Origin of the sequence: Mycobacterium paragordonae (assembly GCF_003614435.1) — a bacterium.
GTDB lineage: Bacteria > Actinomycetota > Actinomycetes > Mycobacteriales > Mycobacteriaceae > Mycobacterium > Mycobacterium paragordonae.
This window is the reverse complement of record NZ_CP025546.1, coordinates 4,065,645-4,081,791: the sequence shown is the minus strand read 5'-3', so window position 1 is coordinate 4,081,791 and position 16,147 is coordinate 4,065,645. Positions and strand designations below refer to the sequence as shown.

Genomic DNA, 16,147 nt, shown 5'->3' with positions numbered 1-16,147 from the left:
TGCGATGTGACGCAGGTCACCGCATTGTGGCTAGCATGAGCGAAACAAGCTGGAGCGACGTAACGATGAGCGAGCTTCCGACCGGAACCGTCACCCTGTTACTCGCCGACGTCGAGGGCTCGACCCGACTGTGGGAAAGTCAGCCCGAGGAGATGAAGGCTGCTGTTGCGCGCCTCGACCAGACGTTGTCGGACACGGTCACCAGCCACCACGGGGTGCGACCGGTCGAGCAGGGCGAGGGCGACAGTTTCGTGATCGCCTTCGCCCGCGCCGTCGATGCGGTCTGCTGCGCCCTGGCCTTGCAGCGGGCGCCGCTGGCCCCGATCAAGCTTCGTATCGGCCTGCACACCGGCGACATTCATATGCGCGACGAAGGCAACTACATCGGTCCGACGATCAACCGCACCGCCCGGCTGCGCGATCTCGCTCACGGCGGTCAGACAGTGCTCTCCGGTGCGACGGAACCCCTTGTCGTCGACCAGCTTCCGCCCGAGGTCACCCTCACCGACCTGGGCACGCACCCGCTTCGTGATTTGCCCCGCCCCGAACGGGTGATTCAACTGTGTCATCCCGATCTGCCCAGCGACTTTCCGCCCTTGCGGGTGGCCAGTGTCGTTGCTGCCGAACGACTCCCAGTGCAACTGACGAGTTTTGTCGGGCGCCGTGAGGATATGCGAGGCCTCGGTGAGGCACTCGCCGAAAATCGCCTCGTCACGCTGACCGGCGCGGGTGGAGCGGGAAAGACGCGTCTTGCGGTACAGGTCTCAGCTGCGGTCGCCCCGGAATACGCCGGCGGCGTCTGGTACGTCGACCTGGCGCCGATCACCGACCCCGATGTGGTGCCGATGACGGTTGCCCGCGCGTTGGGCCTGCCTGATCAAGCCGACCAGCCGACCAGCACCATCCTGCTGCGGTTCCTGCGGGATCGGCAGTCGCTGGTGCTGCTGGACAACTGCGAACACCTGCTCGATGCCAGCGCCGAGCTGATTACAGCGCTACTGGCCGGCTGCCCTGAGTTGACGCTGCTGACCACCAGCCGCGAACCCATCGGCGTGCCTGGCGAGGTGAGCTGGCGGGTCCCGTCGCTGTCGCTCGCCGATGAAGCCGTCGAGTTGTTCACCGATCGGGCTCGCCGGACCAAGCCCGAATTCCGTCTCACCGCAGAGAACACCGAGACGGTGACCGAGATCTGCCGCAGGCTCGACGGACTGCCGCTGGCCATCGAGCTGGCCGCCGCGCGGATCCGTGCGCTGTCGCCGACCGAGTTGCTGACCAGCCTGCATGACACCTTCCGGCTGCTCACCGGCGGAGCGCGCACCGCCGTGCGCCGTCAGCAGACACTGCGCGCGTCGGTCGACTGGTCCCACGCCTTGCTGAGCGACCCCGAGCAGGTGCTGTTCCGCCGCCTGGCGGTGTTCTACGGCGGATTCGACCTCGATGCCGCCCAGGCGGTCGCCGGTGCCGGGGCCGAGCGCTACCAGGTGCTCGACCAGCTCACCTTGCTCGTGGACAAGTCGCTGGTCATCGCCGACGACACCCCGTACGGCACTCGCTACCGGCTGCTGGAAACCGTGCGTCAGTATGCGCAGGAGAAGCTGCACGAGTCGCGCGAAGGCAACGAAGTACGCACCCGCCATCGCGACCATTACGCCGCGATGGCGCAGTTGCTCGGCGCGCAGGTGGGCGCGGAGCATGATCGCTGCATCAAACAGGCGGAGATCGAACTCGACAATCTGCGCGCGGCTTTCGCGTGGAGCCGGGAGATCTCGGACACCGATTCGGCGCTGCGCCTGGGTGCTTCGCTGCTCCCGCTGTGGCTGTCACACGGTCTCATGCTGGAAGGTTGGAACTGGCTGTCCGCGGCGCTCGCCGGTGCGGACGATGCCGGGACCGAGCCGCAGGAGACCTGGGTCCGGGCGTCCGTGGCCAGAGCCCTGCTGGAGTCTTTCCGGGCCATGACCGTCGATCGCGATGGCGCCGAGCGCACTTTGGCGGCCGCGCGCCAAGTGGGTGACCCCGCGCTGACGGCGCGTGCGCTGACCGCCTGTGGTTGTCGGGCCGCCGACGACCGCGAATCGTCGGTGGCCTACTTCACCGAGGCGGCCGAACTGGCCCGGAATTGTGGCGACTCCTGGTGGCTGGTGCAGACGCTGGCTCTGGAGGCCTCGTACGGATTGCTGTTCGGCGACCCGGTCGGGGTGCCCGTTGCCGCCGCGGAAGCATTGGAGATTGCCGGCGCAATCGGCGACACGTTCGTGGCGCGGCAATGCCGCTATATCTTGTGCTGGTCGCAGGTCCTGCGCGGCGAGCTGACCTCCGCGCTCACCGCGATGGGAGACGTCGACGAGGAGTGCACAGCGGCCGGCGACGCGTTGTACGCGATGATCACATCGTCATTGCGCGCGATGACGCTTGCCTACCAGGGGCAGATCACCGCCGCCCGAACCGCCGCCGACATCGCCTTCCAACGCCTCTCCGACATGTTCGACGCCTACATCGGAATCGTCTACGCCGCAGCGGCATTCGTGCATCTCGCGGCGGGCGAGGCGGCCAAATCGTGGCAGATGTGGGAGGCCGCGCAGGAGCGCACCAGGATGGATCCTCAGCTGGCGGCGATGCACCTCTGGTCGGCTCTCGCGCCGTTGGCATGCGGCGACCTGAGCGCGGCCCGCCGCTGGGCCGACGAGGTGGTGGCGGCAACGAAGGGCTGGAGTTTCGCGGCGGCCTTGCTGGCCCGCGCGCGCGTGGAAATCGTGCAGGGAGAGTTCGACGCCGCCGAACGAGACGCCTACGACGGTCTCGACCTGGCCGCCCGCCTACAGGGTGACCTCCTCCTTCCCATCGCTCTGGATTGCCTCGCCACCACCGCGGCCGAGAGTGACAACCATGTGCTGGCGACGCGGCTGTTCGGCGCCGCCGATGCGGCGTACCGGCGCATGGGCATGGTGCGCTTCAAGGTCCTCGAGGATGACGACACCGCCAGGATCGCGGCGTTACGGGAAGCATTAGGGGAGAACGACTTCGACGCGGCTTGGGCAGACGGCGCGGCGCTGCCGGTCCAGGACGCCATCGCCTACGCGCTACGGGGCCGCGGCGAGCGGCGCCGCGCCAGCAGCGGCTGGGCGTCGTTGACCCGCGCGGAGTTGGACGTGGTCAAGCTGATCGGCGAGGGACTCGGGAACAAAGACATCGCCGCCCGCCTGTTCATCTCACCGCGCACCGTGCAGGCGCACCTGACGCACATCTACACCAAGCTCGGGCTGGCCTCACGGGTGCAGCTGGCTCAGGAAGCCGGCCGTCACGTCACTAAGTGACGGGCAGGCGGCCGTCGTCGCTACGGCATCACCTCGGACGTAGTGTCGCTATGACGCTATCCGTCTCGAAGGAGCCCGATGACCGCACGCCAGGAGGACAGCGTCGTCGGTGCCGTCAGGGGAGACCAGGGCTTTCGTGCCGACTGTTCGCCGCAGAACTGGAAAGCGCTGAGCGAATGGCTACGCGGTCGCGGCATGGTGCTCGACGCCGTCGACCCCCGTCAGTTCGCCAACGGCCTGGCCAATCTGAACTACCTGATCTCGGTCGACGGCCGGCGTGTGGTGCTGCGCCGGCCCCCGGGCGGCCAACTGGCCGAGGGCGCCAGCGACATGGCCCGCGAATTCCGGGTGCTGAGTCGGCTGCACGCGCACTACCGCCGCGCGCCGCGGGCGGTGGCCTTCTGCGACGACGCGTCGGTGCTGGGGAGTCCCTTTCAACTGATCGAATACCGCCCCGGCACAGTCGTGTCGGACACGATTCCCGAGCAACTCGCCGCCATCCCCAGCGCCAGGCTCGCCGACGAATTCGTGACAGCCCTGGCGGACCTGCATGCGATCGACCTCGACACCCACCCCGAGCTCGCCGAGCTCGGGCGGCCCCAAGGCTTCATCGCGCGACAGATCGCCGGCTGGAACCGGCGGGCGCACAACGCGTTCGACGGATCCCCGCCGAGGACGGTCGAGCACATCGTGACCTGGCTGGGCGCCGCCGCACCCGACCCGTCGATCAAACCCACTGTGCTGCACAACGATTTCAAGTTCGACAACGTCATCTTCGATGCCACCGGCACGGCTGCCGCGGTGATCGATTGGGACATGTCGACGCTGGGAGATCCACTCTTCGATCTCGGCGTCACGCTGTCCTACTGGGCGCAAGCCGACGACGCGGACGTCATTCGCGACCTCGGTTTGGCTCCGTCCCTGCAGCCGGGCTTCCCGGACCGGAAAGCGCTCGCGGTGAAGTACTTTGCCGCGGCAGGACGCGAAGCCGTACCGGTCGGCTTCTACCTGGTGTTGGGCCGGCTCCGGCTCGCGATCGCCTGGCAGCAGTTGTTCGTGCTGCACCAACGCGGTGCGCTCGTCGGCCCGCAGTACGCCGCGTTCAATCGCATTGCCACATCTGTTCTGACGGTGACCGCCGATTCCCTTTCGGCAGAAGACATCTGATCGCCCACTACCCAAGAGGATGGCTCCGTGATCGACTTCTCCGTACCCCCGGAACTGACGGCACTCGGCGAACGGGTCCGCCGATTCGTCATCGACTCGATCGTCCCCTACGAGCGCGATCCGCGACTCACCCAGCACGGCCCCAACGACGAGTTGCGGCAGGAGCTGGTCGAACTGGCCCGCAAGGAAGGGCTGCTGACTCCTCAGGCGTCCACCCGGTTCGGCGGAAAAGGCATTTCGCACATTGAGCAGTCGGTGATCTATGAGGCGGCCGGGTGGTCCACGCTCGGACCCGTCGCGATGAACTGCGCCGCGCCGGACGAGGGAAACATGTTCCTGCTCGACAAGCTGACGACCGATGAGCAGGCTGAGGTCTTCCTGAAACCCGTCCTCGACGGCACCGTGCGATCCGTGTTCGCGATGACCGAGCCGGGGGGAGCGGGTTCGGATCCGTCGCAACTGCTCACCGAGGCGCGGCGCGACGGTGACTCCTATGTCATCAGCGGCCGCAAGTGGCTGATCACGGGCGCCAACGGGGCGGGCACCTGGATTGTGATGGCCAACGTGGTTGGCGACGAAAACCGCACTGGACCAACGCTTTTCCTGGCCAAGGGTGATGACCCAGGCTCTGGGGGGATCGTCATCGAGCGGGTGATGAACTCCATGGACCGCAACTACGTCGAAGGACACGGTGTCGTCGTCTTCGATGACCTGCGGGTGCCCGCGTCGAACGTGCTCGGCGAGGTCGGCGAGGCGATGCGCTACGCGCAGATGCGTTTGGCGCCGGCGCGCCTCACCCACGCCATGCGCTGGTTGGGGGCCGCCTCACGTGCCCAGCACATCGCCCTGGAGCACGCCAAGACCCGGACGGCTTTCGGCGCCCCGATCATCGACCATCAGGGCGTCGGATTCCTGTTGGCGGACAACGAAATCGCGCTCACCCAATGCCGCCTGGCGATCTGGCACACGGCGTGGATCCTGGACCAGGGTCACAAGGGGCGGCACGAGAGTTCGATCAGCAAGGCTTTCGTTTCCGAGGAGCTATTCAAGGTCGTCGACCGGTGCATACAGGTCATGGGCGGTATCGGCGTCACCGACGAAACACCGATCGAGATGATCTTCCGCGACATCCGTGGATTCCGGCTCTACGACGGGCCCACGGAGGTCCACAAGTACGCGATCATCCGGCGAATGAACCACGTCGGTTCCGCGGCGGCCCGCGTGCCGGGATCGGACACCGTCTGATTTATCGGCGCAGGGTCTAGCATCCTGTGGCGTGCGACGAGTCCTGGTGCTGACCGCTGTGCTGACGGTGGCGGCGATCCTGGCCGGCTGCGGAAGCAAGTCCGGAGAATCCCCCAAACGCCCGGCGTCACAGGCTGTGGTGATCGTGTCCGGCGGCGACGCGACGAGCCCGTTCACCACCCCCGACCAGGCGTGTGCCACCGGGCTGGCCGCGGGCAACACCGACACCGCGATCCGCGAATCCCTACTCAAACGCGGCTACACCGCCTACACCTCGCCGGCGATGGCCGGCCGCGGGCAGGTCGCCGATCAAACCGGCTTCGGACCTTTCGGCATCTGCCCGATCACGTTGCCGGAGAACATGACCGTCGACTCCACCGGAAGCATCGACACCGCCGGTGAGCACCTCGCCCGGTTCCTCAACTACCTGCACACCGACAAGGGCGTCACCGACGTTGACGTCGTCGCCCATTCGATGGGCGGGCTGTACGCACGTGCCGCGATCCGGGTGCTGGCCACCACCAATGCGCCCGTGCACGTCCGCTCGCTGACCACGATCGGCACGCCGTGGCAGGGCTCATACCTGTCCGACTACGCCAACGGCATCGTCCCGCTCACCGACTGCCTCGGCGACACCTTCTGCGAGAACGCGATGAAGGGATTCAAGGACGAGGTGCTGCGCCTGATGGCCGGCTCCGGGCGGGAGGTCAACCAGGCGTTCCTGATGGGCAAGAACGGCTGGAACGAGTTCCAGTCCGGTGTGCTCGACAAGATCCCGGTGGTGCTGATCGGCGGCAAGAAGTTCACCATGCCCGGTCAGGTCAACCCAGCCGTGTGGCCCAACGACGGTCTGGTGGCGCTGCAGAGCGCGCTGGCCAAGGATGTCACCGATCCGGTGTTGCCGCACCGGCGCTGCTACACCTTCGACGACACCCACAGCATCTACGTGTCCGACAAAGCCGGGCTGGACTGGCCCACCGCGCTCACCTGGGACCCGCGCGTGCTGGACGTCGTGCACAAGGCGATCGAGGACGCGCCGAAAGCGCTCGACGGGGCCAACCGTGAGGGTTGCCCAGCCGCCTGACTCGACGTCCGCGCGCTACCGTCGTCTCAGTTTCAGCCAGGTGCGGCGCGGCTGGGCCGCCTCGACCTCGCGGATCTGCGGGTAGCGCGCCTGCACGCTGCGGGTTATCAGATCGCCCAGAGTCCGCCCGCTCAGCGGGCAGCCCAGGCAGGCGCCGGAGAGCTCCACGGTGAGCACACCGTCGTGCACGGAATGCACCTTGATCGCGCCCCCGTGCGACGCGGCGACCGGCGTCACCTCGCGCGCCAGAATCTCGTCGATCCCGTCGCGCAACTCCTGCGCGCTGACGTCGACGGTCTGGCCAGACAACGCATCGAACAGCGCCGAGCGCACCCGGGGACCATCGGTCTCCCAGGATCGGTTGGCGCCCAACCACGTTCGCACCTCGCCCAAATCGACTTCGGCGCGCTCCAGCACGCCCTCATCGATCAGCGCGTGCACTTCGGGCGGAACAGCGGACAGGTGCCGGGTCCCGATCAGCCAGCGCAGCAGGCGGGGGTCGTCGGTGGTCTGCGGGTGCAGCAGTGGAACCGACACGCTCACCCCGTCAGCCACATCGTGATGTGCCGGGCGGCAAACGCCGCCACCCAGGCCAGCACGAACATGTAACCCCAGGCCACCAGCGGCCACCGCCACGAGTTGGTCTCGCGCCGCAGCGTGGCGATCGTGGACATGCATTGCAGGGCGTAAGCGAAGAACACCAGCAGCGCCATGATCGTCGGCGCGGTGAACACCAACTCCCCGTGGTGGGGGCCGGAGGTGAACACCGCCGAGTGGGTGGCCGAGACCAGGTCACCCGATTCCCCGGTGGCGAAGATCTGCCCCAGCGTGGCCACGAACACCTCGCGGGCGGCCATCGCGCCGATCAGGCCGACACAGACCCGCCAATCGAAACCCAAGGGGGCGAACAGCGGTTCCAGGATCTTGCCCAGGCCGGCGGCGAAGGAGTTGTTGACGACGTAAGCCGTGGCCGCGGCCTGGTCCATGCCGGCGGTTTCGGAGGTGCGCACCGGCAGATTGAGCAGAAACCACAACACGATGGAGGTGCCCAGGATGATCGTTCCGGCCTTGCGCAGGAACACCTTTGCCGAATCCCACACGGTCATCACCACCGACTTGACCGACGGGAACCGGTAGGGCGGCATCTCCATGTAGAAGGGCAGCAGATCACCGCCCAGCACCACCGATTTGAACAACCAGGCGGTCAGCATCGCCGAGACACCGCCCAGCAGATACATGCCGAACATGACCACGCCCTGCATCGAGACCGGCCCCCAGCGTTCCTGCGGGCTGACCAGCATCCCGATCAGCAGGATGTACACCGGCAGGCGGGCCGAACAGGTCATCAGCGGGGCGGCCATGCAGGTGGCGAGCCGGTCGCGCGAGGACGGAATGGTCCGGGTGGCCATGATCGCCGGCACCGCGCAGGCCAGCGACGACAACATCGCCACGAAGGCCCGGCCGTCGAGGCCGGTGGTCGCCATGATGCGGTCTACCAGGAAAGCGGCCCGCGTCATGTAGCCGATGTTCTCCAGCAGCGAGATCAGCAGGAACGTCAGCACGATCTGCGGGATGAACACCAGAACGGCACCGACCCCGCCGATCACCCCGTGACCGAGCAGACCCGCGATCGCGGTGTTGCTGACGTTGTCGTCCACCAGGGTGCCAAGCCAGCTGAATAACTTTTGGATGGCGTCCTGCAGCGGTGCCGCCAGCGTGAAGATGATCTGGAAGAACCCGAACATCACGGCGATGAAGAACAGCGAGCCCCAGACGGGGTGCAGTAGCATCCGGTCGATTCGGGCGCTGCGAAGGTCTGGTTCGGGTGCCCGGTACCGGCCGGCATGCAGGATCGACGCGATCCAGCTGTTGTATTCGGCGTCGTCCGACGGTGGTGGGATGGCGACGCGCTGCCAGGTCTGCGGCGCTGCCAGCAGTGCCCGTAGCGGTTCGAACCCTTTGCCGCGGCTGCCGATGACGCTGACCACCGGGACACCGAGCGCGGCGGCGAACTGGTCGGTGTCCAGCTGCCCGCCGCGGGCCGCCAGTTCGTCTCCCATGGTGAGGACGACCATGGTGGGTTTACCCAGCGCCAGAACCTGAGACACCAGGGACAGTGACCGCTCGAGCACGGTGACGTCGACCACCACGGCCAGCGCGTCGGGTGCGGGGATGTCGGGCAAGTCCCCGCGCAGCAGGTCGGCCACCACCTGTTCGTCCGGGCTGACCGGGTGCAGGCTGTAACAGCCCGGAACGTCCTCGACGATGAACGTCTTCGTCTCATACTCGCTGCGGAACCGTCCGGTGCCGACCCGGCGGGCGACGGTGACACCGGGATAGTTGCCGGTACGCGCCCGCATTCCGGTGAGATGGTTGAAGACCGTGGTCTTGCCGGCATTGGGACTGCCGATCAGAGCCGTGCGGGACAGGCCGGGCGGCGCGGCGACCGCGCCCCCGTCGTCATGGCAGGACGCAGTCATGACTGGTCGGCGATCTCGATCAGGGCTGCTTCGTGCCGTCGCAGGCAGGTGTCGTAACCCAGCAGGCGGTACACCGAAGGGTCGCCCAGGGGGGCGGTGCGTAGCTTGGTGACCTGGATCCCGGGGCGGAAACCCAAATGGCGCAGACGATTTGCCACGTCAGCCGGGATGGCCGCGTCGAACGCCACGATCTGGGCGCCGGTGCCGGGTGTCAGGTCGGCCAGCGTGGACCGGCGATCCTGACCGGGCCGGGTGTCCGGCGCCGATCGGTCCAACCGGCTGTTGGGCATTGTTGGTACCTCCGGATCGCCGACACGCCCGCACGTGGGTGCTACCCAGAGTATCCGTAGTTAGGTCAGCCTCACCAAGGGCAAGGGCGATATGGGCTCAGCGGTACCCGCAATGAGTTTCGCCGGCCGGTCCAGGGAGTGCGCTCGACGACATCGGATGCCGCCCGATCGTCGGCGCGTTAACGTTACCGGTGCCCCGCACGGGTTGTTGTGGGCCGACGCCGGTCGCGGGAACGAACGTCCTCCCGAGGCCACACAGAGTAGGCGGGTGCACGATGAGCAAACACTACGGCCTGATCGCGTTCACCGATGACGTTCGAGCAGTTCAGCATCAGTACGGCAGCGATGCCTTCTACGATCGCAAACGTGTTCAGGCCAAGGCGATCTCAGGCCCAGACCCGCTGACCGACGACGAGCGGGATTACCTCAACGAACGCGACAGCTTCTTTCTGGCCAGCGTCGGAGCAACGGGTTGGCCCTACGTGCAGTTCCGGGGCGGGCCTCCGGGCTTCCTTCGCGTTATCGACGACCGCACCATCGGATGGGCTGATTTTCGCGGCAACCTGCAATACATCAGCACCGGCAATGTCGCCGGCGACAACAGGGTCGCGATCATCGCAATGGATTACGCGCACAAGCGGCGGCTGAAAATCTTCGGCCGAGCCCGTGTCGTCGTCGCCGACGACGACCCCGTCCTGATCGCGCAGCTTGCCGAGGCCGGCTACGACGCGGTCGTGGAGCGCGCGGTCGTCGTCGATGTCGAGGCCTACGACTGGAACTGTCACCAGCACATCACCCCCCGCTTCACCGCCGCGGAGCTCGAACCGCGGCTTGCCTCCTTGCGCCAACAACTTTCCGCGCTCAAGGCCGAGAACGCGAAGCTTCGCGAACAGCTGCAACCTTGACCCCGATCTCGATCAAGCCAGCTGGCCCGGCATCACTAGATGCTCCCCTCTTGGACGTGTTCGACCGGGTATGGCACGCTCGACACCGTGGGTGACCTTCCTGGTTCTCAGAGCGACAGCGCAGCACGGAAGACATCGGGGCCGCCGGTGCGGCCGTTGTCGTCGGACCAGCAGCCGGCAACCAAAGCCGACCTGTACGCGGCGGTCGATGCCATGCGCGCCGACATGCGCGAACTGCTCGATCAGATCAGCACGCTGATCAAGGACGCGACGCAAAAGTAGGGTCGAGCGGGTGAAGCCGTTTCGCATCGACGTTTCCGACGACGTACTCGACGACCTGCGCTTGAGGCTGCAGCGCACCCGGTGGCCGGAAGCCGAGTGCGTCGACGACTGGAGCCAGGGCATCCCGTTGCGCTACACGCGGGATCTGGCCGCGTACTGGGCCGGCGACTACGACTGGCGGGCCCGCGAGGCGGCGCTGAACCGCTTCGACCACTTCATGGACCAGTTCGACGGTCTGGACATCCACTTCATCCATCAGCGCTCCTCGCACGAGGACGCCTTTCCGCTGCTGATCACCCACGGCTGGCCCGGGTCGATCGTGGAGTTCCACAAGGTCATCGAGCCGCTGACCAACCCCACCGCGCACGGCGGGCGGGCCGAGGACGCCTTCCACGTGGTGTGCCCGTCGCTGCCGGGCTACGGCTTCTCCGGGAAGCCGGGCCGCACGGGGTGGGGTGTGGAGAAGATCGCGCTGGTCTGGGAGGAGCTGATGCAGCGGTTGGGCTACGACCTTTACGGCGCCCAGGGCGGCGACTGGGGCGCGGCGGTCACCAGCCAGATCGGTCGCAATGCCGGTTCGGGGGGAGGTAACTGCGTGGCGATCCACCTGAACATGCCGTTGGTTACGCCCACCGCCGAGACCATGGCGAATCCGACCGCCGAGGAGCAGGAGGCCCTGGCCGCGCTGGCCGACCACCGCAAGAACGGAACCGGGTACTCGAAAGAGCAGTCGACGCGTCCGCAGACGGTGGGGTACGGGCTGGTCGATTCGCCGGTGGGCCAGTTGGCCTGGATCGTGGAGAAGTTCCACGCGTGGATGGACTGCGACGGGCACCCCGAGAACGTGCTCACCCGAGATGAGTTGCTGGACAACGTGATGATGTATTGGGTGACCGAAACCGCGGCGTCCTCCGCGCGGCTGTACTGGGAGAGCTTCAAGAAGTGGGGGGATACCACCCGGGTCGAATTGCCCACGGGCGTCGCGTCTTTCCCGAAGGAGATCCTGCGCGCGCCGCGTCGCTGGTGCGAGCCGAACTTCAACATCACCCACTGGACCACCATGCCGCGCGGTGGGCATTTCGCCGCGTTCGAGCAGCCGGAGCTGTTCGTGGCAGACCTGCGAAAGTTCTTCGCGACCGTACGCTGAATCGCGTTGCCGCCGAGCGTGAATCCGGCGACGCGACACGCCGCTCGGGTGTCGTGCATTCCCACTCGGCATGGGGCGGGTGCCGGCTAGACCACCCGCCAGCCGCGGCGTGCGCGAAACCTCATGTCCCACAGGTAAAGCCGATAGGTCAGGATCCAGGCCCGGTGCGGTATCAGCCGGTCTGCCACCCGCAGCGCTGAGAGCAGCAACTCGAACCGGGCCTGTTGGGACTCCGACCAGTCCAGCCGCATCATTGCCCGGAATTCCGGCGCCAGAAACCCCGTCGTCGCAAACAGGTTGAACGGTCCGGCCAGCGTACGGATCGGCCAGGGCAGGAACGCCATGGAGGCCACACCGTGCAGGTGTTCCCGCACCGGCGGGTCGATCTGAAGTTCGTCCAGCGAGCGCTTCCAGTACTCGTCGAAGGCGACGCGGTCGGACGGCCACATTCGTTCGGGCACCTGCAGGGTGGTACCCAGCCGTTTGGCGTCCTGATAGACGGCGTCGGCGGCCGCATCGTCGAGCGGCCCGTGCAGAAATTCGTGCTGCTCCACGAAGTAGCGGTACAGGCAGGCGGCGACCCACAGCTGCAACGCGGGATCGAAGGCGCGATAGGCCACCGGGCTCGTTGACGTGGAGCGGACCTGGCGGTGGGCGACGTCGACCGCTTTGCGGATCAGCTTGCGATCGGATTCCGTGCCGATGGTGGCCACCGCCAGGTAGGTGCCGGTGGTGCGGGCCCGCTTGAACGGGTGCTTGTAGACGTTGCCGCTGTCCACCGGGCTTTCCAGCACGCCGTACCCGACTCCCGGCAGCGACAATTGCATGATCACGTTCGCCGCGGGCAGCAACAGTGCCGCGGGATTCAGCAGGTCGGCAACCCTGGTGACCGGCCGCTTCATCGCGGGTCTCGTGTCATGTCACGAGTAGACCACATCACATGTGACCGACCTCACCGCAGATGAAGGTTAGACCGGCTAGAAACGGGCATCTTGCACACATGTCAATCGAACCGTCAGTCGGCGATCCCGAGATCTCGGCGGCCAAGTTGACGAATCTGTTCCAGATCGGACGCTCGCAGGCCGCTGTCAACTACGTCCCCGAGATGTGGTGGATGTTGGCGGCGCAGTTCATCGTCCTGATCACGCTGCTCATCGTCGTGGTGGTCATCTAACTGCCAGTCGCGGCCGGTGTGAGACGCTGCCCGGGTGTTTCCGACGGCGGGGCAGGCCCGACTCCTGGGCGTTGTCGCCGGATATCTCGCCGACCTCACGTTTGCCGACCCCACGCGGGGCCATCCGGTCGCTCTGTTCGGCACGGCGGCGGCCCAGGTGGAACGGGTCACTTATCGCGACGGCCAGACCGTCGGCGTAGTGCACGTCGGCCTGCTGGTCGGCGGGGCCGGACTGCTCGGTGTGGCCCTGCAACGTCGCGCCGGTCCGACCGCTGCCACTGCGCTGGCCACCTGGGTGTCGCTGGGCGGAACCTCGCTGGCCCGTACCGGGAATCGGATGGCCTCGTTCCTCGACGGGGGCGACATCGACGCCGCCCGGCGCTTGCTCCCGTCGTTGTGCGGACGCGATCCGGCCGCACTGGACGAGGCGGGCCTGGCGCGCGCGGCGCTGGAGTCCGTCGCCGAGAACACCTCCGACGCCCAGGTGGCTCCGCTGGTTTGGGCCGCCGCCGGTGGCGCGCCCGCGGTGTTGGGGTACCGCGCGATCAACACCCTGGACGCGATGATCGGCTACCGATCGCCGCGGTACCTCCGATTTGGCTGGGCCGCAGCACGATTGGATGATCTGGCGAACTACATCGGCGCGCGGGTGACCGCCGGGCTGGTCGTCGTGTGCGCCCCTTTGGCCGGCGGCTCGCCCGGCGGTGCGGTGCGGGCGTGGCGCCGCGACGCCGGCCGGCATCCCAGCCCCAACGCCGGGGTGGTCGAGGCCGCGTTCGCCGGCGCCCTCGGCGTGCGACTCGGCGGTCCCACCCAGTACCGCCACGAGTTGCAGATCCGGCCGACGCTGGGCGACGGTCGTCCGCCAACCGTGGGCGATTTGCGCCGTGCGGTGCGGCTGTCGCAGCTGGTGCAGGCGAGCGCCGTCGCGCTGACGGCTCTGGCTTGCGCTGCGCCGAACGTGTTCTCCGGGAGAGGATTTCGACGATTCCCCGCCCTCAGGGCACGCTCGGCGACCGGGTCCTAACGCCGGCGGCCGTAACGGTCGGCAAGCTTGTCCGCCACGGTCGGGGGCACTGGCTCCGACGGCTTCTCCTCGGCGGGTGCCCGACTTTGCTTGTCCCGGCGCCGCGCACGAACCTCGGAATACACGAAATAGCCAAGCGCGATCGGCGCCAGCACGCCGAACAGCACCCACTGGATGCCGTAGGAGAGATACGGTCCGGCGTCCAGGTGGGGCACTCCGATGACGCCGAGTCCACCCGGCTGGTTCTCGACCAGCTGCAGATAAGACCCCGCCAACGGCACCCCGGTCAAGGCCGCGACCTGGCCGGTGCTCACCGAATACACCTGCTGATAGCCGTCGCGGGTGAACGGGTCCTTGCCCTGCACCACCGGCTCGGAGTCGCGCAGCCGCGCCGTGATCGTCACCGGCTGCGTGGGGGCTGGTGGGATCGACGGAACGTGCGAACCCTGCTCGGGACGCACGTAGCCGCGGTCGACCAGCACGGTCGGCCCGTCGTCGACGACGAACGGCATCAACATCTCGAACGCCTGCTCGCCGTCCACCACCCGCAGCCGGGCCAGCACCCGAACGTCCGGCAGGTAGTGCCCGGTGGCGGTCACCTGCCGCCACTGAGCACCGGGCGCGGACGAATCCTGTTTCGGGAGAAGGGTTTTCAATGGAACCGGGGGCGTGTTCAGGGAGTCGCTGATCTGCTGGTTCTCCCGCGAGGTCCTGGTGTTCTTACCCAGCTGCCACGGCGCGAGCACGGTGAAACACAGGTAGGTGAACGCGATGCACACCAGAATCAATGCCACCCAGCCCGGCCGCAGCAGGAACCGCAACCACCTGGCCATCAGCCGTACCCGTTCTGCGCGAGTCTCTCGTCGACCCAGTCGTGCAGACCCGGCAGCGCGGCCTCGATGACGACGAACGCCGTCTCGAAGTCGCGGTGGTCTCCGTAGTAGGGGTCTTCGACGTCGGGGGTGTGCGCGCCCGAGCGGGGGTCGAACGAGCGCAGCATCCGCAGCCGGTCGTCCTCGACCCCGAGTTGTTGGAGCAGTCGCTGATGATTGCGCCCCAGGGCGATGACGAGATCAGCGGAAAGGTGGTCCTCATCTACCTGAGCTGCGCGGTGAGCGGTGGGGTAGCCGTGGTCGCGCAGCACCCGCTTGGCCCGCGTGTCGGCGCCCTCCCCGGCGTGCCAGTTGCCGGTGCCGGCGCTGGTGACGCGCACGAGGTCGTCCAGACCGCGTTCGGAGATCTGGTGGGCGAACATCTTCTCGGCCATCGGCGAACGGCAGATGTTGCCGGAGCACACGAACGTCACGTGCAGCCGTGGATCAGACACCTAACGCCCTCCGCAGTTCGTCGATCGTCTCGACGTGGGTCACGCCGGTGAATGTGATCGGTTCGGTGAAGTCGCCTCGCCCGTAGCCCCAGCCGACCACCACCGTGTCGATGCCGTGCGCGGCGGCCCCGTGGACATCATGACTGCGGTCGCCGACCATCAGGACACGCTCGGGCAGAGGCTGCAACTGCCCCAGAGCGTGCGCCAGGACGTCGGTCTTGGACTTGCGGGTGCCGTCGACGGTGGCGCCGGCAATGACCTCGAAGTGCTGGTCGAGCTCGAAATGGGCGAGGATGCGCCGGGCCGTCGGCTCTAATTTGGAGGTCGCCACCGCCAACCGCACTCCAGCGGCCTGCAGGTCGGCCAGCAGCGGCGCGATGCCGTCGAACAGGCTGTTCATCGCCCAGCCCCGGCTGCCGTACTCGGCCCGGAAGGCCGTGAACGCCTCGTCGGCGCGACCATCGAGTTCCATGGCGTGAAACGTCTCGTCCATCGGCGGACCGACAATCCGGGCGGCCAGATCGCCTTCAGGTATCTCGGCGCCGACGTGGGTGAGCGCATGCCGGAAGCTCGCCACGATGCCCTCGGCCGAATCCGTCAGGGTGCCGTCGAGATCGAAGATCACCAGTTCGGCCTTCGGGCCGGCAATCGAGCTTGTCACGGTCACCATTGTCGTTGATCGCGCGCAGCCACTGCCCACGAGGC

The 16,147-nt window shown here is 67.2% G+C and carries 16 protein-coding genes; 9 read left to right on the top strand and 7 right to left on the bottom strand.

Translation table 11 applies throughout. From position 1 onward, the window contains the following. Positions 1-35 precede the first annotated feature (35 nt). The 4 genes from C0J29_RS18590 (at position 36) to C0J29_RS18575 (ending at position 6,810) form a co-directional block, all read left to right on the top strand. Positions 36-3,314 carry a LuxR C-terminal-related transcriptional regulator gene (locus tag C0J29_RS18590; protein ID WP_242460469.1) on the top strand — a complete coding sequence of 1,093 codons (3,279 nt, stop codon included), beginning with the start codon at positions 36-38 and terminating at the stop codon, positions 3,312-3,314. Positions 3,315-3,392: 78 nt separating this feature from the next. Next, a complete protein-coding gene (locus tag C0J29_RS18585) occupies positions 3,393-4,481 on the top strand; it encodes a phosphotransferase family protein (protein ID WP_065043677.1) in 1,089 nt (362 codons plus the stop codon). A gap of 27 nt (positions 4,482-4,508) precedes the next feature. Further along, positions 4,509-5,726: an acyl-CoA dehydrogenase family protein gene (locus C0J29_RS18580; RefSeq protein WP_065043678.1), complete on the top strand. Its 1,218-nt coding sequence runs from the start codon at positions 4,509-4,511 to the stop codon at positions 5,724-5,726. A 31-nt stretch (positions 5,727-5,757) separates the two neighbouring features. Further along, positions 5,758-6,810 (top strand): esterase/lipase family protein, encoded by a 1,053-nt coding sequence (locus tag C0J29_RS18575; RefSeq protein ID WP_065163858.1) that lies wholly within the window; start codon positions 5,758-5,760, stop codon positions 6,808-6,810. Positions 6,811-6,825: 15 nt separating this feature from the next. Here the strand turns inward: C0J29_RS18575 and C0J29_RS18570 are convergent, their stop codons facing one another. The 3 genes from C0J29_RS18570 to C0J29_RS18560 are packed head-to-tail and all read right to left on the bottom strand — an operon-like array spanning position 6,826 to position 9,580. After that, the gene (locus C0J29_RS18570) at positions 6,826-7,347 is read right to left on the bottom strand and encodes a NifU family protein (RefSeq protein WP_065043748.1); all 522 of its coding nucleotides are present in this window, start codon (positions 7,345-7,347) and stop codon (positions 6,826-6,828) included. Positions 7,348-7,349: 2 nt separating this feature from the next. Beyond that, a complete protein-coding gene (gene feoB / locus C0J29_RS18565) occupies positions 7,350-9,290 on the bottom strand; it encodes a ferrous iron transporter B (protein WP_120793167.1) in 1,941 nt (646 codons plus the stop codon). Further along, the gene (locus tag C0J29_RS18560; RefSeq protein WP_082977845.1) at positions 9,287-9,580 is read right to left on the bottom strand and encodes a FeoA family protein; all 294 of its coding nucleotides are present in this window, start codon (positions 9,578-9,580) and stop codon (positions 9,287-9,289) included. The genes feoB and C0J29_RS18560 overlap by 4 nt, the downstream gene beginning before the upstream one ends. 275 nt (positions 9,581-9,855) lie before the next feature. On the opposite strand from C0J29_RS18560, the gene C0J29_RS18555 reads away from it, so the two are divergent. From C0J29_RS18555 to C0J29_RS18545, 3 genes are all read left to right on the top strand, one after another. Then, positions 9,856-10,485 (top strand): pyridoxamine 5'-phosphate oxidase family protein, encoded by a 630-nt coding sequence (locus C0J29_RS18555; protein ID WP_065043681.1) that lies wholly within the window; start codon positions 9,856-9,858, stop codon positions 10,483-10,485. Positions 10,486-10,572: 87 nt separating this feature from the next. After that, the gene (locus C0J29_RS18550; protein WP_065043682.1) at positions 10,573-10,767 is read left to right on the top strand and encodes a hypothetical protein; all 195 of its coding nucleotides are present in this window, start codon (positions 10,573-10,575) and stop codon (positions 10,765-10,767) included. A 10-nt stretch (positions 10,768-10,777) separates the two neighbouring features. Next, the gene (locus C0J29_RS18545) at positions 10,778-11,914 is read left to right on the top strand and encodes an epoxide hydrolase family protein (RefSeq protein ID WP_120793165.1); all 1,137 of its coding nucleotides are present in this window, start codon (positions 10,778-10,780) and stop codon (positions 11,912-11,914) included. 86 nt (positions 11,915-12,000) lie between these two features. Here C0J29_RS18545 and C0J29_RS18540 read toward each other — a convergent pair whose 3' ends face one another. Continuing rightward, the gene (locus C0J29_RS18540; RefSeq protein WP_065043684.1) at positions 12,001-12,816 is read right to left on the bottom strand and encodes an oxygenase MpaB family protein; all 816 of its coding nucleotides are present in this window, start codon (positions 12,814-12,816) and stop codon (positions 12,001-12,003) included. Positions 12,817-12,914: 98 nt separating this feature from the next. Between C0J29_RS18540 and C0J29_RS32880 the strand changes: the two genes are divergently transcribed. Further along, positions 12,915-13,088 carry a hypothetical protein gene (locus C0J29_RS32880; RefSeq protein ID WP_156298238.1) on the top strand — a complete coding sequence of 58 codons (174 nt, stop codon included), beginning with the start codon at positions 12,915-12,917 and terminating at the stop codon, positions 13,086-13,088. Between the two features lie 34 nt (positions 13,089-13,122). Beyond that, positions 13,123-14,115 (top strand): cobalamin biosynthesis protein, encoded by a 993-nt coding sequence (locus C0J29_RS18535; RefSeq protein WP_082977846.1) that lies wholly within the window; start codon positions 13,123-13,125, stop codon positions 14,113-14,115. Here C0J29_RS18535 and C0J29_RS18530 read toward each other — a convergent pair. From C0J29_RS18530 to C0J29_RS18520, 3 genes are read right to left on the bottom strand one after another with little or no spacing between them, the layout of a single operon-like run. After that, positions 14,112-14,948 carry an SURF1 family cytochrome oxidase biogenesis protein gene (locus tag C0J29_RS18530; protein ID WP_065043685.1) on the bottom strand — a complete coding sequence of 279 codons (837 nt, stop codon included), beginning with the start codon at positions 14,946-14,948 and terminating at the stop codon, positions 14,112-14,114. The genes C0J29_RS18535 and C0J29_RS18530 overlap by 4 nt on opposite strands. Beyond that, positions 14,948-15,442 (bottom strand): low molecular weight protein-tyrosine-phosphatase, encoded by a 495-nt coding sequence (locus C0J29_RS18525; RefSeq protein WP_120793164.1) that lies wholly within the window; start codon positions 15,440-15,442, stop codon positions 14,948-14,950. The genes C0J29_RS18530 and C0J29_RS18525 overlap by 1 nt, the downstream gene beginning before the upstream one ends. Next, positions 15,435-16,112 carry an HAD-IA family hydrolase gene (locus C0J29_RS18520; protein WP_172834790.1) on the bottom strand — a complete coding sequence of 226 codons (678 nt, stop codon included), beginning with the start codon at positions 16,110-16,112 and terminating at the stop codon, positions 15,435-15,437. Before C0J29_RS18520 ends, C0J29_RS18525 begins: the two co-directional genes overlap by 8 nt. Positions 16,113-16,147 lie beyond the last annotated feature (35 nt).

What these genes read in the sequence shown, in the direction of transcription:
- C0J29_RS18590 (WP_242460469.1), top strand. Translation starts at nt 36, where the DNA reads ATGAGCGAAACAAGCTGGAGCGACGTAACGATGAGCGAGCTTCCGACC.
- C0J29_RS18585 (WP_065043677.1), top strand. Translation starts at nt 3,393, where the DNA reads ATGACCGCACGCCAGGAGGACAGCGTCGTCGGTGCCGTCAGGGGAGAC.
- feoB (WP_120793167.1), bottom strand. Translation starts at nt 9,290, where the DNA reads ATGACTGCGTCCTGCCATGACGACGGGGGCGCGGTCGCCGCGCCGCCC.
- C0J29_RS18560 (WP_082977845.1), bottom strand. Translation starts at nt 9,580, where the DNA reads ATGCCCAACAGCCGGTTGGACCGATCGGCGCCGGACACCCGGCCCGGT.
- C0J29_RS18555 (WP_065043681.1), top strand. Translation starts at nt 9,856, where the DNA reads ATGAGCAAACACTACGGCCTGATCGCGTTCACCGATGACGTTCGAGCA.
- C0J29_RS18540 (WP_065043684.1), bottom strand. Translation starts at nt 12,816, where the DNA reads ATGAAGCGGCCGGTCACCAGGGTTGCCGACCTGCTGAATCCCGCGGCA.
- C0J29_RS32880 (WP_156298238.1), top strand. Translation starts at nt 12,915, where the DNA reads ATGTCAATCGAACCGTCAGTCGGCGATCCCGAGATCTCGGCGGCCAAG.
- C0J29_RS18530 (WP_065043685.1), bottom strand. Translation starts at nt 14,948, where the DNA reads ATGGCCAGGTGGTTGCGGTTCCTGCTGCGGCCGGGCTGGGTGGCATTG.
- C0J29_RS18520 (WP_172834790.1), bottom strand. Translation starts at nt 16,112, where the DNA reads ATGGTGACCGTGACAAGCTCGATTGCCGGCCCGAAGGCCGAACTGGTG.